At 67.3% G+C, this 23,842-nt stretch carries 24 protein-coding genes; 18 read left to right on the top strand and 6 right to left on the bottom strand.

The window, feature by feature from the left end:
- Positions 1-33: 33 nt before the first annotated feature.
- The 3 genes from DFR49_RS18780 (at position 34) to DFR49_RS18770 (ending at position 4,195) form a co-directional block, all read left to right on the top strand.
- Positions 34-1,737, top strand: coding sequence for a M61 metallopeptidase family protein (locus DFR49_RS18780; protein WP_119037167.1), 1,704 nt, complete (start codon positions 34-36; stop codon positions 1,735-1,737).
- A gap of 235 nt (positions 1,738-1,972) precedes the next feature.
- Complete coding sequence (locus DFR49_RS18775) at positions 1,973-3,271, top strand: MFS transporter (protein WP_119037166.1); 1,299 nt, start codon at positions 1,973-1,975, stop codon at positions 3,269-3,271.
- A 163-nt stretch (positions 3,272-3,434) separates the two neighbouring features.
- Positions 3,435-4,195 (top strand): IS5 family transposase gene (locus DFR49_RS18770; protein ID WP_425454964.1). Its coding sequence is split into 2 segments (ribosomal slippage): positions 3,435-3,779 and positions 3,782-4,195, totalling 759 coding nucleotides; the frame shifts between segments, so codons are not numbered across the junction.
- A 94-nt stretch (positions 4,196-4,289) separates the two neighbouring features.
- Here DFR49_RS18770 and DFR49_RS18765 read toward each other — a convergent pair.
- The 3 genes from DFR49_RS18765 to DFR49_RS18755 form a co-directional block, all read right to left on the bottom strand.
- Complete coding sequence (locus DFR49_RS18765; protein ID WP_119037165.1) at positions 4,290-4,505, bottom strand: hypothetical protein; 216 nt, start codon at positions 4,503-4,505, stop codon at positions 4,290-4,292.
- 127 nt (positions 4,506-4,632) lie between these two features.
- Positions 4,633-4,989: a GntR family transcriptional regulator gene (locus tag DFR49_RS18760; RefSeq protein ID WP_119037164.1), complete on the bottom strand. Its 357-nt coding sequence runs from the start codon at positions 4,987-4,989 to the stop codon at positions 4,633-4,635.
- 41 nt (positions 4,990-5,030) lie between these two features.
- Positions 5,031-5,609: a nitroreductase family protein gene (locus DFR49_RS18755; RefSeq protein WP_119037163.1), complete on the bottom strand. Its 579-nt coding sequence runs from the start codon at positions 5,607-5,609 to the stop codon at positions 5,031-5,033.
- 123 nt (positions 5,610-5,732) lie between these two features.
- Between DFR49_RS18755 and DFR49_RS18750 the strand changes: the two genes are divergently transcribed.
- The 4 genes from DFR49_RS18750 to DFR49_RS18735 all read left to right on the top strand — a co-directional run bounded on the left by DFR49_RS18750 (position 5,733) and on the right by DFR49_RS18735 (position 10,216).
- Positions 5,733-7,544, top strand: a complete 1,812-nt coding sequence (locus DFR49_RS18750) for a peptide MFS transporter (protein ID WP_119037162.1) — start codon at positions 5,733-5,735, stop codon at positions 7,542-7,544.
- Between the two features lie 88 nt (positions 7,545-7,632).
- The gene (locus DFR49_RS18745; protein ID WP_119037161.1) at positions 7,633-8,325 is read left to right on the top strand and encodes an NnrU family protein; all 693 of its coding nucleotides are present in this window, start codon (positions 7,633-7,635) and stop codon (positions 8,323-8,325) included.
- A gap of 290 nt (positions 8,326-8,615) precedes the next feature.
- Positions 8,616-8,867 carry a hypothetical protein gene (locus DFR49_RS18740; RefSeq protein WP_119037160.1) on the top strand — a complete coding sequence of 84 codons (252 nt, stop codon included), beginning with the start codon at positions 8,616-8,618 and terminating at the stop codon, positions 8,865-8,867.
- Between the two features lie 17 nt (positions 8,868-8,884).
- Complete coding sequence (locus DFR49_RS18735; RefSeq protein ID WP_119037159.1) at positions 8,885-10,216, top strand: L,D-transpeptidase scaffold domain-containing protein; 1,332 nt, start codon at positions 8,885-8,887, stop codon at positions 10,214-10,216.
- Between the two features lie 163 nt (positions 10,217-10,379).
- Here the strand turns inward: DFR49_RS18735 and DFR49_RS18730 are convergent, their stop codons facing one another.
- Positions 10,380-11,654 carry a dicarboxylate/amino acid:cation symporter gene (locus DFR49_RS18730; protein ID WP_119037158.1) on the bottom strand — a complete coding sequence of 425 codons (1,275 nt, stop codon included), beginning with the start codon at positions 11,652-11,654 and terminating at the stop codon, positions 10,380-10,382.
- A 66-nt stretch (positions 11,655-11,720) separates the two neighbouring features.
- Between DFR49_RS18730 and glmM the strand changes: the two genes are divergently transcribed.
- Positions 11,721-13,061, top strand: coding sequence for a phosphoglucosamine mutase (glmM, locus tag DFR49_RS18725; protein WP_119037157.1), 1,341 nt, complete (start codon positions 11,721-11,723; stop codon positions 13,059-13,061).
- A 120-nt stretch (positions 13,062-13,181) separates the two neighbouring features.
- Here glmM and DFR49_RS18720 read toward each other — a convergent pair whose 3' ends face one another.
- On the bottom strand, positions 13,182-14,186 hold the full coding sequence (locus DFR49_RS18720) for a glycosylasparaginase (RefSeq protein ID WP_119037156.1): 1,005 nt from the start codon (positions 14,184-14,186) through the stop codon (positions 13,182-13,184).
- A gap of 173 nt (positions 14,187-14,359) precedes the next feature.
- On the opposite strand from DFR49_RS18720, the gene thiD reads away from it, so the two are divergent.
- The 5 genes from thiD (at position 14,360) to DFR49_RS22065 (ending at position 18,628) form a co-directional block, all read left to right on the top strand.
- Positions 14,360-15,238 carry a bifunctional hydroxymethylpyrimidine kinase/phosphomethylpyrimidine kinase gene (thiD, locus tag DFR49_RS18715; protein ID WP_211325933.1) on the top strand — a complete coding sequence of 293 codons (879 nt, stop codon included), beginning with the start codon at positions 14,360-14,362 and terminating at the stop codon, positions 15,236-15,238.
- Positions 15,238-15,846, top strand: coding sequence for a ribonuclease HII (locus tag DFR49_RS18710; RefSeq protein WP_119037155.1), 609 nt, complete (start codon positions 15,238-15,240; stop codon positions 15,844-15,846). The genes thiD and DFR49_RS18710 overlap by 1 nt, the downstream gene beginning before the upstream one ends.
- A gap of 294 nt (positions 15,847-16,140) precedes the next feature.
- Positions 16,141-17,265, top strand: a complete 1,125-nt coding sequence (locus DFR49_RS18705) for a site-specific DNA-methyltransferase (protein ID WP_119037154.1) — start codon at positions 16,141-16,143, stop codon at positions 17,263-17,265.
- A 93-nt stretch (positions 17,266-17,358) separates the two neighbouring features.
- A complete protein-coding gene (gene folP, locus DFR49_RS18700) occupies positions 17,359-18,414 on the top strand; it encodes a dihydropteroate synthase (protein WP_119037153.1) in 1,056 nt (351 codons plus the stop codon).
- Between the two features lie 46 nt (positions 18,415-18,460).
- On the top strand, positions 18,461-18,628 hold the full coding sequence (locus DFR49_RS22065) for a hypothetical protein (protein ID WP_170151053.1): 168 nt from the start codon (positions 18,461-18,463) through the stop codon (positions 18,626-18,628).
- A 5-nt stretch (positions 18,629-18,633) separates the two neighbouring features.
- Here the strand turns inward: DFR49_RS22065 and DFR49_RS18695 are convergent, their stop codons facing one another.
- Positions 18,634-20,055 (bottom strand): sigma-54-dependent transcriptional regulator, encoded by a 1,422-nt coding sequence (locus tag DFR49_RS18695; protein ID WP_119037152.1) that lies wholly within the window; start codon positions 20,053-20,055, stop codon positions 18,634-18,636.
- Positions 20,056-20,220: 165 nt separating this feature from the next.
- Between DFR49_RS18695 and DFR49_RS18690 the strand changes: the two genes are divergently transcribed.
- The 5 genes from DFR49_RS18690 to DFR49_RS18670 all read left to right on the top strand — a co-directional run bounded on the left by DFR49_RS18690 (position 20,221) and on the right by DFR49_RS18670 (position 23,842).
- Positions 20,221-20,343, top strand: coding sequence for an aa3-type cytochrome c oxidase subunit IV (locus DFR49_RS18690; protein ID WP_119037151.1), 123 nt, complete (start codon positions 20,221-20,223; stop codon positions 20,341-20,343).
- Positions 20,344-20,356: 13 nt separating this feature from the next.
- Positions 20,357-21,484 (top strand): Re/Si-specific NAD(P)(+) transhydrogenase subunit alpha, encoded by a 1,128-nt coding sequence (locus DFR49_RS18685; protein WP_119037150.1) that lies wholly within the window; start codon positions 20,357-20,359, stop codon positions 21,482-21,484.
- Positions 21,485-21,555: 71 nt separating this feature from the next.
- Positions 21,556-21,945, top strand: a complete 390-nt coding sequence (locus DFR49_RS18680; RefSeq protein ID WP_245968636.1) for an endonuclease domain-containing protein — start codon at positions 21,556-21,558, stop codon at positions 21,943-21,945.
- Positions 21,946-21,949: 4 nt separating this feature from the next.
- A complete protein-coding gene (locus DFR49_RS18675; protein WP_119037148.1) occupies positions 21,950-22,249 on the top strand; it encodes an NAD(P) transhydrogenase subunit alpha part 2 in 300 nt (99 codons plus the stop codon).
- Between the two features lie 102 nt (positions 22,250-22,351).
- The gene (locus DFR49_RS18670) at positions 22,352-23,842 is read left to right on the top strand and encodes an NAD(P)(+) transhydrogenase (Re/Si-specific) subunit beta (RefSeq protein ID WP_119037147.1); all 1,491 of its coding nucleotides are present in this window, start codon (positions 22,352-22,354) and stop codon (positions 23,840-23,842) included.

Genomic DNA, 23,842 nt, shown 5'->3' with positions numbered 1-23,842 from the left:
ATGAGCCTTTCCAACCACGCAGGATCGATCGCCGTGAAACCCTTCTTTCTGATCCCGGTCGTGCTCGTCGGCGCGATGTCGCCTGCGCCGATCGCCGCCACGAGCATCCAGCAGGCCCCGCAGCTCGACATCGTGCTCAAGCCGACGCGCATCGATCCCGCCGCCGGCACGGGTGAGGTCGACATCGGCATGACCCTCACCGGGGTCTCGGCCGCGCAGGGCGCGGTGCTGCTCGCGCATCAGCCGGGCGGCCCCCGCATGACGCGGCCGATCGGAATCGCCGACATGCTGGTCACCGATGCGGCGGGCGCGGTGCCGCTCGACCGGGGAATGGAGGACGGCATGGAGGTCTGGCGCGCGGGCCGCGGCGTCCACGGCGACGTGCGGGTGCGCTACCGAACGGTGATCGACAATTCGGTGGGGGGCATCCTCTCCTCGATCCCCTATGTCGACGGTCCGGGGGTGAGCGGCATCGGCAGCATGCTGCTCGCGATTCCCCAGCTCGAGGGCGATTATCGCATCGCGGTTCGGTGGGACCTGTCCGGCCTGCCCACCGGCGCGCGCGCCGCGACGACCTATGCCGATGGCGATTTCACCCTGCCCGCGGGGCCGATCGCGCGGCTCGATCGCACCTTGTTCATGGCCGGCGTCATCAACGAAGCGCCGCGCGAGGAAAGCGGCGGGTTCAAGGCGCTGTGGACGGGGTCGCCCCAATTCGACCTGCCCGAAGCGATGGACTGGTCCGCGAAGGCCTATCATTTCTATAGCCGATTCTTCGCCGATCCCGTCGAGCCGCGCTATCGCATCTTCCTGCGCGAGAACCCTTATAATCCGGGCAACGGCACCGCGACCATCGGCGCTTTCGCGATGGGATTCGGCAAGACCACCACCGCGAAGAAGATGAAGACGATCCTCGGCCACGAGATGACGCATACCTGGACCGCGAACGAACTTGGCAAATGGTACACCGAGGGCGATGCCGTCTATTATCAGGCGCGCTTGCCGTGGCAGGCCGGGCTGATCCCGATCGGGGAATATCTCACCGACATCAATCTCACCGCCGCGCGCTATTATACCAGTGAGGTGATCGACGCGCCCGACAAGGATGTCGTCCCCAATTTCTGGGACGATCTGCGCTACAACGTCCTGTCCTACGATCGCGGGGCGATGTATTTCGCGATGCTCAACGGAGAGATCGTCCATCGATCCGGCGGCGCGCGCTCGATCGACGATCTCGTGCGTGCGATGGTCGCGATCCGGCGCGACGAGGGCAAGGAACCGACCGAGCAGGACTGGATCGCAATGCTGCGCCGCGAACTCGGCGACAAGGGCGTGCGAATTCACGAAGGTATGATGTCGGGCACGATGCGCATGGTGCCGCGATCGGATGCGTTCGGCCCCTGTTTTCGCCGGGTCGAGGCGGAGGTGCGCCGTTACGATCTCGGCTTCGGCGGCCCGCAGCTAAAGCGCCTGAAGGTGGTCGAAAATCTGCGTCCCGGTTCCGAAGCGGCCAAGGCGGGGCTGCGCAACGGCGACCGGCTCGATTATGCCGACAGCACCGAGGGCACGATGCGCCATCCCGACATGAAGCTCACGGTCAAGGTGACGCGCGGCGATCGGACATTCGAGACGTCGTTTCTGCCCCGCGGCGCGCCGATGCGAATTTACCAATGGGAACTGGCGCCGGAATCCGCCACGCAGCAAGACGATCGCTGCCGCGCGGGGGATCGGCATTGATCTGACCGCACGCACCCGGCGACCGACACCTTGGCGCCGCCCCGATATCGGGCGATCTGCGGCCGCGCTTGATCCTGAGGCGGCGTCCCATCCTTCATCCCGCACCGGCTGTTGACCGCATTCGCGTCGACGGGCAGCATGGGAGCGCTACCGTAAGGGCGCGCAGGCTGTGCCTGCCGCCGCCCGGTGGGGCGATCGACGCGGGCGGCGATGAAAAGAAGCGGGGAGAAAGAGGATGTCTGACGCCACCGAGCGGCACGTCGCCGCGGCGGCCGAGCGGGTCGGCTGCTATCGCTGGCTGATCTGCGGGCTGCTCTTTGCCGCCACCGCGATCAACTATGTCGATCGCCAGATGATCGGCATCCTCAAGCCGACGCTCCAGGCCGATCTCGGCTGGTCCGAAACCGATTATGCCAACATCGTCCTGTGGTTTCAGGCGGCCTATGCGATCGGCTATCTCGGCTTCGGCCGGCTGGTCGACAGGATCGGCGCGCGGATGGGCTACGCGGTCGCCTTCACGCTATGGACGGTTGCGCACATCCTCCACGGCGCGGTGCGCACGACCTTCGGGTTCGGCGCGGTCCGCTTCATGCTCGGCATCGGCGAATCGGGGAGCTTCCCCGCGGGCCTCAAGGCGGTGGCGACGTGGTTTCCGGCGCGGGAGCGCGCGCTCGCCATCGGCATCTTCAACGCCGGCGCCAATGTCGGCGCGATCGTCACCCCGATCATCGTCCCGATCATCACCGTCGCTTACGGCTGGCGCGCCGCGTTCGTCATCACCGGCGTGTTGAGCTTCGTCTGGTTGTTCGCCTGGCTCGCTTTCTATCGCACCCCGCGCGAGACCAAACGGCTCGGCGCCGCCGAGCTTGCGCTGATCGAAAGCGACGCGCCCGACGCCCCCGGCAAGGTGGCATGGCTCAGGCTGTTGCGGTACCGCGAGACCTGGGCGTTCGCGCTGGGCAAGTTCATCACCGATCCGATCTGGTGGATGTTCCTGTTCTGGCTGCCCGATTTCCTCGCCAAGCGCTACGATCTCGATCTGATGAGCTTCGGCCCGCCGCTGATCGCGATCTATCTGCTGTCGGATGTCGGCAGCGTCGCGGGCGGCTGGGCATCGTCACGGCTGATCGCGCGCGGCCATAGCGTCAACCGCGCGCGCAAGGCGACGATGCTCGTCTGCGCGCTCGCCGTCACGCCGATCTTCTTCGCGCAATGGGTGAGCCATTTATGGATCGCGGTGCTGATCATCGGGCTCGCGGCGGCGGCGCATCAGGCGTGGTCGGCCAACCTTTTCACGCTCGTCTCGGATATGTTCCCGCGCAAGGCGGTGGGATCGGTGATCGGGATCGGCGGCACCGCGGGCGCGCTCGGGGGGATGTTGATGGCGAAGTTCGCGGGCTATGTGCTCGAAACCGTCGGCACCTATCGGCTCATCTTCTTCGTCGCGGGCAGCGTGTATCTGATCGCGCTGGCGGTGATCCACCTGCTCAGCCCGAGACTCGCCCGCGCGTCGGTCGAGATCGTCGAGGCCTGATTTGGGAGGCGGCACCGGCCCGCTCTCCCACCCGGCCACCCAATGCGATTATCCTATGGGTGGCCGGGTGGGGGTGTAACCCCACAAAATAGGGTCCGGACCCTATTAGGATTCTCATTTTGGCTGGGATGTGATTCATTGTTGCTGCGAGGAGGCGGTAGCGATGTCGGGATATTTTTGGTTTTCGGACGAGCAGTGGGCGCGGCTGTCACCGTTGCTGCCTCGCGGCGAGCGGGGTGCGCGGCGGGTTGACGATCGCCGCGTGCTGAGCGGGATCGTGCATGCGCTGAAGTCGGGTGGGCGCTGGTCGGACTGCCCGCGCGAGGTCTACGGGCCGAAGAAGACGCTCTACAACCGTTTCGTGCGCTGGTCCGAGCGCGGCGTGTGGGAAAGGATATTCAAGGAGGTGGCGACGATCCCGGACCTGCCGGACCGGCTGTTCCTCGACAGCACCTGCATCAAAGTACATCGCTGCGCCGGCGGCGCAAAAGGGGGGCCCTGGCTCATGGTATCGGCCGGACGAACGGCGGCCGCAACACCAAGCTCCACGCCATCTGCGATGCACACGGACGCCCGCTCGTCCTCCTGCTGACCGCGGGCAACGTCCATGACTGCAAGCCAGCGCAGCACGTGATCGACGCACTCCCGCCATCGGCGGAACTCGTCGCCGACAAGGCCTATGACAGCCTGCCGCTTAGAACCTGGCTCGTCGCGCGCGGCACCACACCCGTCATCCCGCCGCGCAAGAATAGCCGGAAGCCCTGGCCTTACAACAAAACCGCCTATCGCCAACGCAATGTCATCGAACGCATGTTCTGCCGCCTCAAAGACTGGCGACGCATCGCCACCCGCTTCGACCGCAACCTCCATACCTTCTTCAGCGCCGTCGCCCTCGCCGCCACCGTCACTTGGTGGCTCAATTGAGTCCCGACCCTAATACTTTGTGGGGACCCCGTGGGGGAGCGGGCCGGTGCCGCTCAAAAAAAGGCCGCCCTTCCGCGATTTCCCGATACCCCGCTCAGGCGGCGAGGCTGTCGGGCGTGACGTGGTTGGCGCGGAACAGCCCCGCGCCGGTCATGCCCGCGCTCGCCAGCGACACCGCGGCCGCGCAGAACGCGCATTCGGCGACGAGCCGCCCCACCAGCCACTGGGTGCCGCCGCAACCGGGGCAGTGGTTGACCTCGTCGGCATGGAACGCCACGCGATAGCCGTTGGTCTTGTCAGGACGAAACATGAACCGTCTCCTGTGCACTCTACAGCAGACAACCCGGCGGCGAGTCGGTCGGTTCCATCGACGAATGGTTAAGGCCGCGAACGAAGCATGATCGTTGCACGCGGGCAACAGGGGCCGGATCGCCCGTTCAGGCGTGTTCGGCGTCGAGCAATGCGGCGGTATCGAGGCCCAGCAGCGCGATATGCGCGCGCACCCGCGGCCACACCTGGGTGATGAATTCCTCACGCTCGGCGACGCGCAGCCGTTCGACCGCGCCCGGTAGCACGAACATGCCGACCCCGCGGCGAACCTCGACATAGCCGTCGTCCTGGAAGCTCTGATAGGCCTTGGCGACGGTCAGCGGATTGGCGCCATGTTCGGCGGCGAAGGCGCGCACCGAGGGCAGTTGGTCCCCGGCCCGGTAATCCCCGCGCAGGATCGCCTCGGCAATCATCGCGCGCAGGCGCAGATAGACCGGGCTGTCGTCGCTCTTGAGCGCTGTCATGCTGCTTTAATACACCAATTGCCCGCGCCGTCCAGCCTCATTCATGTCCAATATCGGACGATCCTGTCCGGTTCCGGACGAGGCCGTTCGTCGAGCGGCTTGCACGGCGTGCCGAGGAACAGGAATCCCGCGATCCGCTCGGGCGCGGCGCCGAACGCGTCGCGTACCCGGTCCGAATAGGCCGCCCATCCGGTCAGCCAGCCGCCGGCGAAGCCCATCGCGGTCGCGGCGTGGAGCAGGTTCATGCACGCCGCGCCCGCCGATAATTGCTGTTCCCACAACGGGATATGGCTTTCGGTCCTGGGCGCGGAGAGCGCGATCACCAGCGTCGGCGCCTGCCGCGCGAATTGTTCGACCGCCTCGAGTTCGAGCCGCTTCGCCTCGGGCCGCTCGGCGAGATAGGCCTCGCGCAGCAACGCGGCGAAGGCGTCGCGCCGGTCGTCGGGCACGACCACGAAGCGCCACGGCGCGAGCTTGCCGTGATCGGGCGTGCGCGCGGCGATCGTCAGGATCCGGTCGAGCTGCGCGGCGTCGGGGCCGGGGGCCGTGAGATCGCGCGGCTTGCCCGACCGGCGGGAAGAAAGAAGCGCGAGCGGAGTAGTGCGGTCGTTGAGCGTCATGGCGCCCAGCTAACCATCGGAAGCCCCGTCAACAACCGGCTTCACACGGCCCGATTCGCCGTTAGTCTCCCTCGCCATATCGCCGCGATGCGACGGCGCACATGATTTCAGGGAGTTAACTTGATGGTGGACACGCCCACCGCGGACAATCCGCGCGAACCCGATATCACCCACGTCAATCCGGCGAAGGAGCGAACCTGGTTCGGCCACCCGCGCCAGCTCGCCCGCCTGTTCTCGACCGAGGCGTGGGAACGCTTCGGCTATTACGGCATGCGCGCGCTGCTGATGCTGTATCTGACCAAGCATTTCATCTTCGACGATCGCTCGGCGGCGGGGCTCTATGGCGGCTATACCGCGCTTGTCTATCTGACGCCGCTCGTCGGCGGCTATCTGGCGGATCAGTATCTGGGCTCGAAACGCTCGGTGAAATTCGGCGCGATCATGATGGCGATCGGCTATTTCACCTTGTGCTTCGGCGGCCAGACCGCGCAGCCCTATGCGCAGATCGACGGCCAGCGCTACGATGTGCAAATCTCCAACTATTCGGACGGCCCCAGCAGCAACGCCGATGAGGCGCGCACGATCACCGTCGACGGGCAGGCGCTCGCGATCAGGGGCAATGACGACGGCAGCGTCGCGCTCGTCGCGGCGGACGGCTCGGTGGCCCGCACGGTGGCGAAGGAATCGTTCGCATCGGGCGGTGAACGCAGCCCCTTCTACGTCGCGATCCTGCTGCTCGCGCTGTCGACGATCTCGATCGGCAACGGCTTCTTCAAACCCAACATCTCGACGATGGTCGGCGAGCTTTACGAAAAGGGCGATCGCCGCCGCGATTCGGGGTTCACGATCTTCTACATGGGGATCAATTGCGGCTCGATCGGGGGGCAGCTCGTCTGCCCGATCTTCGCCGATCTGTTCGGCTGGTGGGCGGGCTTCCTCGTCGTCGGCCTCGGCATGCTGATCTCGTGGACGCTGATCCAGTTCGACGGCGGGCGGCTGGCCGGTTATGGTGAGCCGCCGGCGTGCACCGGCAGTGATCGCGCGCTGCTGATCTACATCCTCGCGGTGCTCGCGGTGCCGGTCTTCTATTTCCTGTTCGTCAACCTGATGAACACGCCCGATCCGGAACCGGGATCGGGGATCGTCGGCTATATCGCCACGCTGCCGCTGATGGGCAAATTGCTGTTCGGGTCGTTCCTGATCGGGGTGCCCGCGATCCTGATCTGGTCGTGGGCCAAGGGTAGCAAGATCGAATTCCAGATGATGGTGGTCGCGATGGTGCTGATCACCTTCAACGTGGTGTTCTGGACGCTGTTCGAGCAGGCGGGATCGAGCCTGACGCTGTTCGCCGATCGCAACACCGATCTCAGCGTGTTCGGGCTGTTCACGCTGTCGGCGCCGCAGACGCAGAATTTCAATCCGCTCTCGATCGTGATCTTCGCGCCGATCATGACGCTGCTGTGGGGCTGGCTCGCGCGGCGCAACCTCGAACCGTCGATCCCGGTCAAGTTCGCGATCGCGCTGATGGGGGTGGGCGCGGGCTTCCTGTTCCTCGTCTGGGGCACCACCTTCGCCGGCCCCGATTTCAAGGTCGGGCTGTGGTGGCTCGCCGGGCTCTATCTGATCCACAGCCTCGCCGAATTGTGTATCTCGCCGGTCGGGCTCAGCATGATCACCAAGCTCTCGATCGCGCGCATCGTCGGGTTGATGATGGGGGTGTGGTTCCTGTCGATCTCGGTCGCGCAATATGTCGCCGGCGTGGTCGCGCAGGTGGCGAGCGTGGAGACGGTGGGCGGGCAGGTTACCAACCTCGCGGTCAGCCTCGACACCTACACGGCGGTGTTCGTCAAGATCGGCTGGGTCGCGGTCGGGATCGGCGTTGTGCTGCTCCTGGCCTCGCCGCTGCTCAAGAAATGGATGCACGGCGTCGAATAGCCGCCGCACCGGCCCCGCACCGGCACCGCACCGTTTCCAAGCGCCGATGCTTGCGATAGGCTCCCGATGAACCACCGGGAGCCTATCGATGGACGCAACGGGCATGGTGCTGGCGGCCGCGGTCGCCTTCGTGGGCACGCATTTCGCGATGTCGCATCCGCTGCGCGGGGCCCTTGTGCGCGCGCTCGGCGAGCGCGGCTTTCTGGGCCTCTATGTCATCGTCTCGTTCGCGACGCTGGGCTGGCTTGCCTATGCCTATTATGCCGCGCCCCCGGCGGCGCCGCTCTGGCCGGTGGGCGATACGCTGTGGGCCATCGTCTCGGCGGTGATGCTGATTGCAAGCGTGCTCTTCGTCGGCTCGCTCGTCGGCAATCCGGCCTTTCCCGATCCGCGCAACCAGACGCGGATGCCCGGCGATCCGCGCGGCGTCTTCGCGGTGACGCGCCACCCGATGATGTGGGGCTTCGGCCTGTGGGGTTTGTGCCACATCGCGGTCTTCCCCGATCCGTCGAACCTCGTTCTTGCCGGGGCGATCGTCGTGCTCGCGCTCGTCGGTGCCGCGTTGCAGGACCGGAAGAAGGAACGGCTCCAGCCCGACATCTGGCGCGCATGGGAAGCGAAGACGAGCTACTGGCCCTTCGCCGCGATCCTTGGCGGCCGCGCGCGGCTGGGCGGTTTCCGCCCGCACGATTGGGCAGGCGGCCTCCTCCTGTGGCTGGTCGCGACCTGGGCGCACCTGCCGATCGCGGGCTGGGCGGCGGGCATCTGGCGCTGGATGTAAGAGAGGTTTTCCGGCCGCGGCACCGGCCCGCTCCCCCACCCGACCACCCAATGCGATTATCCTATGGGTGGTCGGGTGGGGGAGCGGGCCGGTGCCGCGCTTCACGACAAGGGGCGGCCCGGTGCCGCTCTCTCCAAATACGGATCGATTCGCGATCTCGGCGGTTTGCCTCTCGGGTCGCACCGTCCGGCGCTAAATCCTGGACCGTTACGGCACTACAACCACACCCCGGCTGTTGGGGGGCGCGCCGGTATCTTGCGATGCCGGGCACGTTTGAAAGGAAAACGGCTATGCGCTTGAGAACGATTCTGCTGGCGGGAATGGGCGCGATGGTGCTCACCGCCTGCGCCAAGCAGGAAGAGGTGGCCGCCGCGCCGCCGCCACCGCCGGGTGCGGTCGCGGGCAGCATCGCGGCCGATCGCGACGGCGACGGCATCGTCGACGGCTATTACACCGCCGACGGCATGTACCACGCCAATGCGGTGCCGATGCCGCCGCCTCCGCCGCCGCCGGCCCCCAGCGGGGTAGGAGAGAGAGGCTGAGCATTCCGCTTCGGGGGGTGCGGCGGTGTCGCGCTCCCCATTTTCTCCTCGCCGTACTCGCCGTCTCGTTCGCCCCGCCCGGCACCGCCTGGGCGGCGGCACCGCTGTACGCAGCCGCCGCCAGCGCCGCGCCTGACGCCGCCGTTGCCGCTGCGATTCGGGACAAGGCCGGCGGCGATCTCAAACGCTTCTACCGCCACCGCGGCTACCGGCCATTATGGGTGGAGGGCCGCAAACTGGGCCCGCAGGCCGACAAGCTGGTGAGCTATCTCGCGACCGCTTGGCTCGATGGCCTCAAGCCCAAATCCTACGATCCCGACGATCTCGTCGAGGCGATCGCCAAGGCGCGCGGCGGCGACCCCGAGGCGCTCGCGAGAGCCGAAATCGCGCTGTCGAAGACCTTCGCCGATTATGTCCGCGACCAGCGCCGCCCAAGCCGCGACGTCGACATCATCTACGCCGACAAGAAGCTCAAACCGGGCAAGCTCAAGCCCGGGCAAGTGCTGATCGCCGCCTCCTTCCCCAAATCCTTCGCCGATTACGTCGACGATATGGGCTGGATGAGCGACCAATACGTCATGCTGCGCGGCCTGATGGCGCGCGCGGCGGCGGCGCGCCTGCCCGAACGGGACATCGCCCGGCTGCGCATCAACATGGATCGCGCGCGCGTCCTGCCCAGCCCGTGGGTCCGCCATGTCGAGGTCGACGCCTCGTCGGGACGGCTGTGGTATTACGAGGCGGGCAAGCAGGTCGGCACGATGCGCGTCGTCGTCGGTGCGAAGGAAACGCAGACGCCGATGCTGGTCGGCGCGCTCACCTGGGCGATCGTCAATCCGTATTGGAACGTCCCCACCTATCTCGCGCGCGGCAGCATCGCGGCCAAGGTCGCCTCGGGGCGGTCGCTCAAGGCGATGCACATCGAGGCGCTGTCGGATTGGACGCCTGAGGCGCGGGTGATCCCCGCCTCGCAGATCGATTGGCCCGCGGTGGTCTCGGGCGCCGAGGACATCCGCCTGCGCCAGCTTCCCGGCCCGTTCAATTCGATGGGCCGCGTCAAGTTCCTGTTCCCCAACGACGAGGGCATCTACCTTCACGACACGCCGGAACGGGATCTGCTCGCCAAGCCCGTTCGTCATTTCAGCAACGGTTGCATTCGTCTCGAAAAGGCGATGGAACTGGGCCGCTGGCTGCTCCAGCGCCCGGTGCCGACCAGGGACAAAACACCTGAGGAAGCGATCGCGCTCCCGTTCTCGGTCCCCGTCTACCTCACCTACATCACCGCCGAGGACACCAAGAAGGGCGTCAGCTTCCGGCCCGACGTCTATGGGCGGGATTTCCGGGAGGATTGAGGCCGCCCCCTATCCCGTCACCCCGGGCTCGACCCGGGGTCCCACTTCTTCTTTCGTTCGCGCGCTAAGAAAGCAGCGGGACCCCGGCTCAAGGCCGGGGTGACGAGTATCGTTCGCCATCCGTACTCGAGCGCAGCGGCCGTGGCGACGATTCCCGCCGCCCCTACTGCACATCCCCCGCCAGCAGCGCATCGGTCTCCCCCGGCGCCGGATCGTCCGGCCGCCGCCGCCCCACCGTCGCGGTCACCGCGATGTCCATCGCCACATTGCCCACGGTGCGCACCAGATCGGGCAGCGTCTCGACCGCGACGAGCAGCCCCAGCGCGGTGATCGGGCTGCCCATCGCGATACAGATCGGCGCGATCGAGCTGATGTAGCTCACCGCGCCGGGCAGCCCCACCGCGCCCATCGTCGTCACCGCCGCCACCGCTACCCCTGCGGCGATCTGTGCCGGCCCCAGATCGACGCCGTAGAGATGTGCGACATAGATCGCGACCGCGAGGTTCATCGGCGGCCCCGTCACCCGGAAGATCGCGACCGCCAGCGGCAGCACGATCCCGCTTTTGGCCACCGGCACGCCCAGTTCGTCGGTCGCGCGCAGCATCGCGGGCAGCGAGGCGAGCGAGCTTTGGGTGCTGATCGCGACCGCATGGGCCGGCCCGGTCGCGCGCACGAAGCGCCCGAACGGTATCCGCCCGCCGATCGCCCCCAGCGGAAAGGCGAGCAGCCACACCACCACCCCCACCGCCGAGACGATCGCGACATAATGGAGCAGCACCCCGATCGCCGAGGTCCCCGCCTTCGCCCCGAACACCAGCGCCAGCGCGAACACCCCGATCGGCCCCAGCCACAGCACCCAGTTGATCACCACCACCATCGCGTCGGCGATGATCTGGAAGAACCCCGTCATCCGCTCACGCTGTTCGGCGGGCAGCCGCGTCAGCGCGAAGCCGAAGACGAGCGCGAACACGATCAGCGGCAGGAAGGCATCGTTCGCCGCTGCGGTCACGACGTTGGTGGGCACCAATGTCTCGATGAATTGCGAAAACGGCGCGATCTCGCCCACCGGCCCCGCGTGCGCCAGTGCGTCGGCCAGCCCCGCCGCCGCCCCGCGTGGAATCGGAAACAGGTCGAGCAGCACCGGCGTCACCAGCGCCGCCAGCGCCGACGCCGCCCACAGCAAGGCGACGAAGGTGACCAGCGCGCGCGCCGTCAGCCGCCCGGCGCGCGCGGCCTCGGCGCTGGCGGCGATTCCCGTCACGATCAGCGCGACGACCAGCGGCACGATCGTCATCTGCAAGCCGTTGAGCCACGCTGTGCCGATCGGCTGCGCGATCGCGATCGCGCCGGGCACCCGCGCCGGCCGGATCGCGGCGAGCGCGATTCCCGCCGCCAGGCCGATCGCGAGCGCGAGCAGGATACGGGTAGTCTTGGACATGCTCGCGCTTGCTCCCTCGAGCCGTTATCAGGGCGGAGACGGACATAGCGGATAGAGCATTGCGCGATGGCAAGAAAATATTTCGGCACCGATGGGATCAGGGGCCTCACCAATATCTCGCCGATGACGGCCGCGATGGCGATGAAGGTCGGCATGGCGGCGGGCGCGCATTTCGTGCGCGGCAGCCACAAGCATCGCGTGGTGATCGGCAAGGACACGCGCCTGTCGGGCTATATGCTCGAAAACGCGATGGTCGCAGGGTTCACCGCGGTGGGGATGGATGTGGTGCTGGTCGGCCCGATGCCGACGCCTGCGGTGGCGATGCTGACGCATTCGATGCGCGCCGATCTCGGCGTGATGATCTCGGCGAGCCACAATCCGTTCGCCGATAACGGCATCAAGCTGTTCGGTCCCGACGGCTACAAACTCTCGGACGAAGACGAAGCCGCGATCGAGGCGCTGATCGACGGCGAGGTGTCGCTCGCCGCCGCGTCCGATATCGGCCGCGCGCGCCGCGTCGAGGATGCGCGCGGGCGCTACATCCACGCCGCCAAGATGACCTTCCCGCAGGCGCTGACGCTCGAAGGGCTCAAGATCGTCGTCGATTGCGCCAACGGCGCCGCCTATCAGGTCGCGCCCTCGGCCTTGTGGGAATTGGGCGCGCAGGTGGTCGCGATCGGGGTCGAGCCCAACGGCAAGAACATCAACCAGCGCGTCGGCTCGACCGCGCCCGACACGATGTGCGAAACCGTGGTCGCCTCCGGCGCGCATCTCGGCATCGCGCTCGATGGCGATGCCGATCGGCTGATCGTGTGCGATGAGGCCGGCCGCATCGTCGACGGCGATCAGTTGATGGCGACGATCGCGACCAACTGGGCCAGGCGCGGCCTGCTGCGCGGCGGCGGGCTGGTCGCGACGGTGATGTCCAACCTCGGGCTCGAACGCCATCTCGCGGACGAGGGGCTGAACCTGCTGCGCACCAAAGTCGGCGATCGCCATGTGCTCGAGGCGATGCGCCGCGACGGCTATAATGTCGGCGGCGAGCAATCGGGGCACATCATCCTGTCGGATTACGCCACCACCGGCGATGGCCTCGTCGCGAGCTTGCAGATCCTCGGCGAACTGGTCCAGGCCGGCGCGCCTGCCAGCGAAGTGCTCCACCGCTTCGATCCCGTGCCGCAATTGTTGAAGAACGTCCGCTTCAAGGGCGGCAAGCCGCTCGACGACGCCCGCGTGCAGGAGGCGATCGCCGCCGCCGAGGCCGAACTCAACGGCACCGGCCGCCTCGTCATCCGCCCCTCGGGCACCGAACCCGTCATCCGCGTGATGGCCGAAGGCGACGATTCGGCGCAGGTCGAAGCCGCGGTCGACCGCATCTGCGCGGCCGTGGAGCAGGCGGCGGCGTAGGTTCTTCCCGTCATGCCGGACTTGTTCCGGCATCCAACCATCCTTGAGCGCCAGCGCTTGAGGCACGTTGGACCCCGGAACAAGTCCGGGGTGACGGAACAGAGACCTGATTTGTGCAAGTCAGCCCTTGGCAAACAAACTCCCCGCCGGCAGCACCTCGGCCGCGCCCGACGCCCGCGTCACCGCATAGGTAAACCCCGGCATCAGCGCATAGGCCCCCACCGTGCCGTCCCTGCCGAGCGCAAGGAACCCCACCTGCATCCCCTTGATCGCCTCCCCGCGCAGCCGCGCGATATGTTCGCACGCCTCGCGGCACGCGACTTGCGGGGTCATCCCGCTGCGCATCGACGCCACCACCCGCGCCGTCCCCGCGATGCGGATCACTTCCTCGCCCACTCCGGTCGAGACGGCGGCACCGACCCCGCGTTCGACGAACAGCCCGCATCCGGCCTGCGGCGAATCGCCCACGCGCCCGCGCATCTTGAACGCCATGCCCGAGGTGGTGCACGCCGCCGCCACGTGCCCGTCCGCCCCACGCGCGATGATCCCGATCGTATCGTGGTTCAGCGCCGATCCGGGCGGGCCGGGCAGCCGGTTCTCGATATTGGCGATGGGCTTGTAGTCGGCGGTCTTCAGCCAGTCGCGCCAGGCATTCTCCGCCGCCGGCGTCAGCAGATTGGTCCGCTCCATCCCCTGGTCGAGCGCGAACCGCGTCGCGCCCTCGCCGACCAGCATCGTGTGCGGCGTTGTCTCCATCACTGCCCGCGCAACGCTGATCGCGTGGACGACATCCTCCAGCGCCGCCACCGCGCCGACGCGCCCGTCCTCGTCCATGATGATCGCATCGAGTGTCACATGCCCGTCGCGATCGGGATAGCCGCCATAGCCGACCGAATGGTTGTCGGGATCGGCCTCGGGCACGCGCGCGCCTGCCTCGACCGCATCGAGCGGCGTCCCACCCGCGTTCAGCCGGGCGAGCGCCGCCGCGTTCGCCGCCTTGCCGAAATCCCAGGTCGAGACCACCACGATCGGATCGTCCTCGAGCCCCGCGGCGCGCGCCGCGCTCGCCGCCGCGAGCGCGCCCGCGCCCATGCCGATCGCGCCGCGTCGAGAAATGGTCGTCATGCTGTTTCCCCTTCGCACCCGTTGATGGCCTCTGTCCTACAACCGCCGGGCTGTGGCACAATGCGCGCCATGATCGTCCCGACCGCCTCTTCGTATCGCTTTTGCCGATCCTGTTCGCCCCGTGTCGCTATCTCCGCGACACTCTCCACTTTCTCCACTTCGGGAACGCGGCGGTGACGATCCCGGCGCGCGTCCTGATCATCGCCGGCTCCGATTCGGGCGGCGGCGCCGGCATCCAGGCCGACATAAAAACCGTAACGATGCTGGGCGGTTACGCGATGACGGCGATCACCGCGCTCACCGCGCAGAACACGATCGGGGTCCAGCGCGTGATGCCCGTGCCCGCCGATATGGTCGTCGCGCAGATCGATTCGGTCGTGCGCGACATCGGCGTCGATGCGATCAAGATCGGCATGATCGGCTCGGCCGAGGTCGCAAATGCCGTGGCGGATTACCTCTCCTCCCCGTCGTTCGCTCACCTGTTGTCATCCTCGCGAAAGCGGGGACCCATCTCCCAACCCGAATCGCACGAACAAGCGCCCGAGATGGGCGCCCGCTTCGACAAAAGCGACGACCGCCTCCCCATCGTCTTCGATCCGGTCATGGTCGCGACCTCGGGCTCGGTCCTCGCCGATGCCGCCACGATCGCCGCGTTCGGCCGCCTCATGCGCGTCGCTACCCTCACCACCCCCAACCTGCCCGAACTCGAGGCGCTCGGCGGCGAGGCGGCGGTGCTCGACAGCGGCAGCGCGCTGCTCGCCAAGGGCGGCCACGCCACCGGCGCGATGGTCGAGGATACGCTGATCACCCCGGACGGCGGCGTGATCTTCGCCAATCCCCGTATCGATACGCGCCACACCCACGGCACCGGCTGCACGCTCTCCAGCGCGATCGCGACCGGGCTGGGGCAGGGGCTGCCGCTCGATCGGGCGGTCGAGCGCGGGATCGCCTTCGTCCGCGCCGCGATCGTCCATGCGCCGGGGCTGGGGCAGGGGTCGGGGCCGATGGGGCATGCGCTCGGCCGCGCGCCGTTCGACGAAGGCGAGCGCTGATGCCCAGCCGCCGCCACGAATCGCTCTATCCTGGCCCCGTCTGCGGCGTCGACGAAGCGGGTAGGGGGCCGCTCGCGGGGCCGGTGGTGGCCGCTGCGGTGATCCTGCCCGACCGCGGCTGTCCGCGCGGGCTCGACGATTCGAAGAAGCTCACCGCCGCGTCCCGCGCGCGTCTCCACGATCGCCTGATGGCCTGCGCGGTGGTGGGAGTCGGGATCGTCGAGGCCGAGGAGATCGATCGGCTCAACATCTATTGGGCGACGATGAAGGCGATGACGCTCGCGGTCGATGCCGTCGCCGCCGCGCTCGGCCATGTGCCCGGCCACGTCCTCGTCGATGGCAACCGCCTGCCGCGCTGGGGCTATGCCGCCACCCCGATCGTCGGCGGCGACGCGCTCGCCCAGTGCATCGCCGCCGCCTCGATCGTCGCCAAGCACACCCGCGACACGATCATGATCCGCCACGCCGAGGCCTATCCGCATTACGATTGGCACTCGAACAAGGGCTATGCCGCGCCCGCGCATTTGCGCGCCCTTCGCGAACACGGCCCGTCCCCCCTCCACCGCCGTTCATTCGCGCCGGTCGCCCAAGCCGAATTGGTGTTTTAGTTCGATTGCCGCACCGGCCCACTCCCCCACCCGGCCACCCATAGGATACTGGCGTTGGGTGGCCGGGTGGGGGAGCGGGCCGGTGCGGCCCTCGCGGAAGCGCAAAGAAGTGAGTCTTTCGAGTCACACCACTAGGTCTTGAGTCCTCCCGCGTCTGCTGGACTCAACATCTGGCCGCGGTCGCGAAATGTTCCGCATCGTTAACGATTTGGTAACCGCAATCGTTAACTAAACTATGCTTGACGCTTCGGCGCCCGTTCGCCCTTTTGCCCGTCCAAGACAGGGGTTTTACGAATGGTGGTACTCGACAAGGTCCGGGCACGGACGATGCCCGAAGCGACGCCGGCGCTGCCGCTCGATTCGATCCTGCGCGGCGATTGCATCGCGATGATGAAGGCGCTGCCGGCCAAATCGGTCGACATGATCTTCGCCGATCCGCCCTACAACCTCCAACTCGGCGGCGATCTCCACCGCCCCGACGGCAGCCATGTCGACGCCGTCACCGACGATTGGGACAAGTTCGATACCTTCGCCGCCTACGACGCCTTCACCAAGGCGTGGCTCAAGGAAGCGTACCGCATCCTCAAGGACGACGGCACGATCTGGGTGATCGGCAGCTATCACAATATCTTCCGCGTCGGCGCGGCGGTGCAGGATCTGGGCTATTGGATCCTCAACGACATCGTCTGGCGCAAGGCCAATCCGATGCCCAATTTTCGCGGCACGCGCTTCACCAACGCGCACGAGACGCTGATCTGGGCGTCGAAGGGCGAGAAGGCGAAATACACGTTCAACTACCGCTCGATGAAGACGCTCAACGACGAGCTTCAGATGCGCAGCGATTGGGAATTCCCGATCTGCGGCGGGCAGGAACGGCTGAAGAAGGACGGCCACAAGGTCCACCCGACGCAGAAGCCCGAGGCGCTGCTCTATCGCATCCTGCTCGCCTGCACCCAGCCGGGCGACGTTGTGCTCGATCCCTTTTTCGGCACCGGCACCACCGGCGCGGTGGCGAAGAGGCTCGGCCGCCGCTGGATGGGGATCGAGCGCGAGGGGGAGTATATCGCCGCCGCCGAGGATCGGATCGCCGCCGCGCTCCCGCTCGACGAATCGGCGCTGGCGACGATGCAGAGCCCCAGGAGTCGGCCCAAGGTCGCGTTCGGGGTGCTGGTCGAGAATGCCTATCTGAAGCCCGGCGCCACGCTTACCGACACCAAGCGCCGCTGGCGTGCCACCGTCCGCGCCGACGGCTCGCTGCTCAGCGATTGTGGCCAGGCCGGCTCGATCCACAAGCTCGGCGCGACGCTGCAAGGCGCGCCGGCGTGCAATGGCTGGACATTCTGGCATTACGAAGCCGCCGACGGGCTCAAGCCCATCGACGCGCTGCGGCAGACCTATATCCTGGCGACACAGCCCTAGCCGCACCTGACATAAGCACCTCCCCGGCGAAGGCCGGGGTCCAGCATCGGGCCGGTCGTAACTGGACCCCGGCCTTCGCCGGGGAGGAGGAAAATGCATCTCAAGCCCACCCAGTTCGTCGACACCCCCGTCGGCCACGACGGCGCGGTGGCGCGGCTGGCGGGCGGGATGCTGTGGTTCGCCGCCTATGAGGTGATCGAGAACGGCGCCCGCCGCACCGTGCCGATCGCCGATTTCGACCGCGAGCTGGGCAGCAATGCCCGCGCCGCCACGCTCCACCAGCGCATCACCAGCCCGCGCCCGCCGCTCACCCTCGGCGCGCGCACGCTGCGCTTCGATCAGCCGCTCGTCGCCGGCATCCTCAACGTCACGCCGGACAGCTTCTCCGACGGCACCGGGCATCAGGACGATCCCGCCACCGCCGCTGCGGCCGGGGTCGACATGGCCGCCGCGGGCGCCGCGCTGATCGACGTGGGCGGCGAATCGACCCGCCCCGGCGCCAAACCCGTCTGGGAAGGCGACGAGGTCAAGCGCGTGGTCCCCGTCATCGAGCGCCTGCGCGCCGCGGGCACGCCGATCTCGATCGACACCCGCAAGGCGAGCGTGATGGAAGCCGCACTCGCCGCCGGCGCGCACCTCGTCAACGACGTCTCCGCGCTGCTGTGGGACGATCGTGCGCTCGATCTGGTGGTGCGCGCGGGCTGCCCCGTCATCCTGATGCACTCGCCCGACCCCGCGAAAGGCCCGCACGGCGGCAACGGCTACACCGATGTGCTCACCGAGGTGTTCGACTGGCTCGAGGCGCGGATCGACGCTGTGACGGCAGCCGGAGTCGATCGCGCGAAAATCATCGCCGATCCCGGCATCGGTTTCGGCAAGAGCCTCGCCGACAATCTCGCGCTCCTCAACGGTCTTTCGCTGTTCCACGGCCTCGGCTGCCCGATCATGCTCGGCGCCAGCCGCAAGCGCATGATCGGCGCGCTGTCGAATGAGGCGCCTGCGTCCGACCGCCTTAGCGGCTCGCTCGCGCTGGCGATGAAGGGCATGGACGCCGGCGTCCAACTCCTGCGCGTCCACGACGTGGCGGAGACGGTGCAGGCGATGCGCGTCTGGCGCGGTCTCCGGGATCAGGCGCTGGTGGGGAGATAACCTGACGTGAAATTTACTGACGGTTCAACCGGGGAAGACCAATAGAATGGCGGAAGCGCTGGGCTTTCTGATCGAGCTTCTGCTGTTACCTTGGGAAGATGGGCCACGGTGGCGGAAGTCCTGGAAAGCCTGGGCAATCTGGCTGGCGAACTTGATGCTGTTTTTGGGCACCATATGCGCGGCGATCGGGTTGGCGATCGTTTTGATGCGCTGAAACCCTCACGCCGCGTTGTCGATCCCCAGTTCACCGAGCTTGCGGTAGAGCGTCGAGCGCCCGATCCCCAGCCGCCGCGCCACTTCCGTCATGCGGCCGCGATAATGGCCGATCGCGAGGCGGATAACGTCGGCCTCGATATCCTCCAGCGCGCGCAGATTGCCGTCGGCATGATAGAGCGTGACGCCGCCGTTCGACGCCATCATCGCGGTCTGCGTGACCGGCGGCCGGCGGCTGCCGAGCGCGGCGATCTGCGGGAAATCGGCGTCGGTCAGCGCGGCGTCGTCGCACAGCACGGCGGCGCGGAACAGCGCGTTCTGGAGCTGGCGGACATTGCCCGGCCAGTCGTAGTTCATCAGCAGCCGGATCGCGTCGTCGGTGATCCCGATCGGGCGCAGCCCCGGTTGCTCGGCGATCCGCGCGAGCAGGTGGCGCGCGAGCGAGGGAATGTCGCCGATGCGCTCGCGCAGCGGCGGGATCGTTACCTGGACGACGTTGAGCCGGTAATAGAGATCCTCGCGGAACCGCCCGGCTTCGACTTCGTCGAGCAGCCGCTTGTTGGTCGCCGCGATCACCCGCACGTCGACCTCGCGGATGTGGCGCGCGCCCAGCGCCTGGACCTCGCCCGATTGCAATACGCGCAGCAGCTTGACCTGCGCGTCCAACGGCATCTCGCCGATCTCGTCGAGGAACAGCGTGCCGCCGTCGGCTTCCTGAAACCGCCCGATCTTGCGCTCGAACGCGCCGGTGAAAGCGCCCTTTTCATGCCCGAACAATTCGGATTCGACGAGATTGGCGGGGATCGCGCCGCAATTGACCGCGACCATCGGTTTCTTGCCCCGCGGCGATGCGGCGTGGATGGCATCGGCGACGACTTCCTTGCCGACGCCGCTTTCGCCTTCGAGCAGCACCGGCACGCGCGCGCGCGCCGCCTTGGCCGCGATCGCCAGCGCGGCGCGGAACTGCGGCTCGGCGCCGACGATATCCTCGAACCCCAATGTCGCCGGGATCTTCTCGGTCAGCGGGCGCAGCTCGCCCGAGGTCTTGCCGCCGACCGCGGTTTCGAGCGCGGCGAGCAGGCGTTCGGGTGCGATCGGCTTGACCAGGAAATCGGTCGCGCCGCTGCGCATAGCGTCGACCGCGCGCGCGACCGAGGCGTGTGCGGTCAGCATCAGGATCGGTAGCGCGGGGCGGCGCGCGCGCAATTCGGCGATCAGCCCCGCCGCGTCGTCGTCGGGGGACCAGATGTCGAGCACGATCGCGTCGAGCTGCATCCCGTCCTGCGTGCCGAGCATCGCGATCGCCATTTCGGCGTCGGCGGCGAACACCGATCGCCAGCCGCCGCGCGCGGCAAGCGCCGACACCAGCCGCCGCTGCGCGGGCTCGTCATCGATCAGCATCAGCAAACGCTGGCCGTTACGCGTCATTGCACCCCTCTCGGTCCCGGTTCGGTACGAATCATAGGCGGCGGTGGGTAAAGGTGGCCTTAAGCGCACCCGTTTCGGCCTAGGGTCCTGACCCTGGGGCTTGAGGTGCCGTGCGGCGCCGGTTAAGGATCGCCGCGAAGCGGGGTTTCAAAGGAACGAGGATCAATGGCCGGCGACGGTAACATCGAGGCGCACGAGGCGACCTATGCGACGATCACGGCGCTGTTCAAATGGAGCGCGATATCGCTGTTCCTGATCGCGCTCATTGTCATGTGGCTGATTTCGTGAGGCGGAACGCCGCGTGAAGATCGCCGTCCTCAAGGAAACCGCCGCGGGCGAGCGGCGCGTTGCAGCCACTCCCGAAACCGCGAAGAAGTTCGTCGGCCTCGGCGCCGAGGTCGCGATCGAACGCGGCGCGGGGGCGTCCGCGTCCTATGCCGACGCCGCTTATGAAGCCGCGGGCGCCGCGCTCGGCAGCCGCGACGAGGCGTTGCGCGGGGCGGACATCATCCTTGGCGTGCAAGGCCCCGATCCGGCGAGCATCGCCGCGGCGAAGCAGGGCGCGTGGCTGGTCGCCGGGCTCAACCCGTTCGGTGAGCGGTCGCGGGTCGACGCTTATGCCAAGGCGGGGATCGAGGCGCTGGCGATGGAATTCATGCCGCGCATCACGCGTGCGCAATCGATGGATATCCTGTCGTCGCAGTCGAACCTCGCCGGCTACAAGGCGGTGCTCGATGCCGCCGCCGCTTATGATCGCGTGTTCCCGATGATGATGACCGCGGCGGGCACCGTCTCGGCCGCGCGCGTGTTCGTGATGGGGGTCGGTGTCGCCGGGTTGCAGGCGATCGCGACCGCGCGGCGCCTCGGCGCGCAGGTCTCGGCGACCGACGTGCGCTCGGCGACCAAAGAGCAGATCCAGAGCCTCGGCGCCAAGCCGATCTTCGTCGAGGACGTGAAGGGCATCGAGGGCGAAGGCTCGGGCGGCTATGCCGGAGAGATGTCCGACGAGTATAAAAAGGCGCAGGCCGACCTCGTGTCGAGCCACATCGCCAAACAGGATATCGTCATCACCACCGCGCTGATCCCGGGGCGGCCCGCGCCGCGCCTGATTTCGGACGCGCAATTGGCGACGATGAAGCCCGGCAGCGTGATCGTCGATCTCGCGGTCGAACAGGGCGGCAATGTCGAAGGCGCGGTTGCCGGCGAGATCGTCGAGAAGCACGGCGTCAGGATCGTCGGCCACAAGAACGTGCCGAGCCGGCTTGCCGCCGACGCCTCGGCGCTGTTCGCGCGCAACCTCTACAATTTCCTCGCCGCCTTCTGGGACAAGGGGGCAGGCAAGCCGGTCCTTCCCGAAGACGACGAAATCGCCGCCGCCATCCGCCTGACCCAGGGCGGCAAGGTGGTGAACGAGAGGCTGCTCGCATGATCCTCCCCGGGACGGGGAGGGGAACCGCCGAAGGCGGTGGAGGGGCGCCCGCCTCAAGAGTTCCACCGAGCGTGGAGCGCGCCCGCAAACTGCGCCGGCAGATGAGCTATCCCGAGGTGCTGCTGTGGCAGCGGTTGCGCGGATCGCCGATGGGCGTGAAGTTTCGGCGGCAGCATCCGGTTGGACCGGACTATAGCGTCGATTTCTATTGTGCCTCCGCGCGATTGGCGGTTGAAGTCGATGGCGAAATACACGCGGCCAAAGGAGCGCCGGCATATGACGCCCGGCGCGATGTCTATCTACGCTCGCGCGGATTGACGGTGGTTCACATTCCGGCTTCCGAAGTATTGCGAGATGCTGGCGCCGCCGCCGAAGCGATCGTCGCGCTTGCGTCGACGCCCCTCCACCATCGGCCTGCGGCCGACGGTCCCCCTCCCCGTGCCGGGGAGGATCAGGAGTAAACCGATGGACTTCATCTCGATCCTGTCGATCTTCGTGCTGGCGGTGTTCGTCGGCTATTATGTCGTGTGGTCGGTCACACCCGCGCTGCACACGCCGCTGATGGCGGTGACCAACGCGATCTCGAGCGTGATCATCGTCGGCGCGCTCATCGCGAGCGCGGCGGCGGGTTCGACCGGCTCGAAATGGCTCGGGCTGATCGCGGTGGCGCTGGCCAGCGTCAACATCTTCGGCGGCTTCGCCGTCACCGCGCGGATGCTCGCGATGTACAAGAAGAAAGAACGGCCGGCGGCGCCAGCCAAATAATCTACGTCACCCCGGCCTTGAGCCGGGGTCCCGCTTCTTCGGGTGCGGGATAACAGCGGGACCCCGGCTCAAGGCCGGGGTGACGGAAGGGGACAGAGAATAGTGGAACACGCGAGCACGGTGAACCCCTGGGTCGCGCTGGCCTATCTGATCGCGGGCGTGTGCTTCATCCTCGCGCTGCGCGGCCTGTCGTCCCCTGAAAGCAGCCGCCGGGGCAATCGCTTCGGCATGGTCGGCATGGGCATTGCTGTGATCACGACGCTGATCACGCACGCCCCGCGTTTCGCAGACACCGTTGCGGATGGCGCCATCTTCGGCGGCATGGATCTGGTGGCCGCGCTCGAAATCCTCGTCGCCATCGCGATCGGCGGCGGAATCGGCCTCGTCATCGCCCGCCGGATCGCGATGACGGCGATGCCGCAGCTCGTCGCGGCGTTCCACAGCCTCGTGGGCCTCGCCGCGGTGCTGGTGGGTTGCGCGGCCTATCTCAATCCGGGCGCGTTTGGCATCGCCGATCTGGTGACGCCGATGATCGGCGATCCGTTCCTGGCGATCCACCCGGTCAGCCGGGTCGAAATGGGGCTCGGCGTCGCGATCGGCGCGATCACTTTCTCCGGCTCGGTGATCGCGTTCGCGAAGCTCAACGGCAATATGTCGGGCAAGCCGATCCTGCTGCCGTTCCGCCATGTCATCAACTTCGGCGTGCTCGCCGCGATCGTCGGGTTGGTCGCGTATTTCACGCAGGATCAGTCGCCCTGGATTTTCTGGACGATCACCGCGCTGTCGTTCGCGATCGGTTTCCTGTTGATCGTGCCGATCGGCGGCGCGGACATGCCGGTCGTCGTGTCGATGCTCAACAGCTATTCGGGCTGGGCGGCGGCGGCGATGGGCTTCACGCTCCACAACACCGCGATGATCATCACCGGCGCGCTGGTGGGTTCGTCGGGCGCGATCCTCAGCTACATCATGTGCCGCGCGATGAACCGCAGCTTCGTCTCGGTGATCGCGGGCGGCTTCGGCGGCGACAGTGCGGGGGCAAGCGGCGGCGATGCCGCGATCGACCGGCCGTGGAAGCGCGGCTCGGCCGAGGATGCCGCGTTCCTGATGAGTCAGGCCGAACAGGTCATCATCGTCCCCGGCTACGGCATGGCGGTCGCGCAGGCGCAGCACGCGCTGCGGGAGATGGGCGACAAGCTCAAGGAAGCCGGCGTGCGCGTCAAATACGCGATCCATCCGGTCGCCGGGCGGATGCCCGGCCATATGAACGTGCTGCTCGCCGAGGCCAACGTTCCTTATGACGAGGTGTTCGAGCTGGAGGACATCAACAGCGAATTCGCGCAGACCGACGTCGCTTTCGTCATCGGCGCCAACGACGTCACCAACCCCGCCGCCAAGACGGACAAGTCGTCGCCGATCTACGGCATGCCCGTGCTCGACGTGGAAAAGGCCAAGACCGTGCTGTTCGTCAAACGCTCGATGGGTGGCGTGGGCTATGCCGGCGTCGACAACGAGGTCTTCTACCGCGACAACACGATGATGCTCCTGTCCGACGCCAAGAAGATGGTCGAGGAGATCGTCAAGGCGCTCGATTGA

Source organism: Hephaestia caeni, assembly GCF_003550065.1.
Taxonomy (GTDB): domain Bacteria; phylum Pseudomonadota; class Alphaproteobacteria; order Sphingomonadales; family Sphingomonadaceae; genus Sphingomonas; species Sphingomonas caeni_A.
This window is presented reverse-complemented; position numbering and strand designations above follow the sequence as displayed.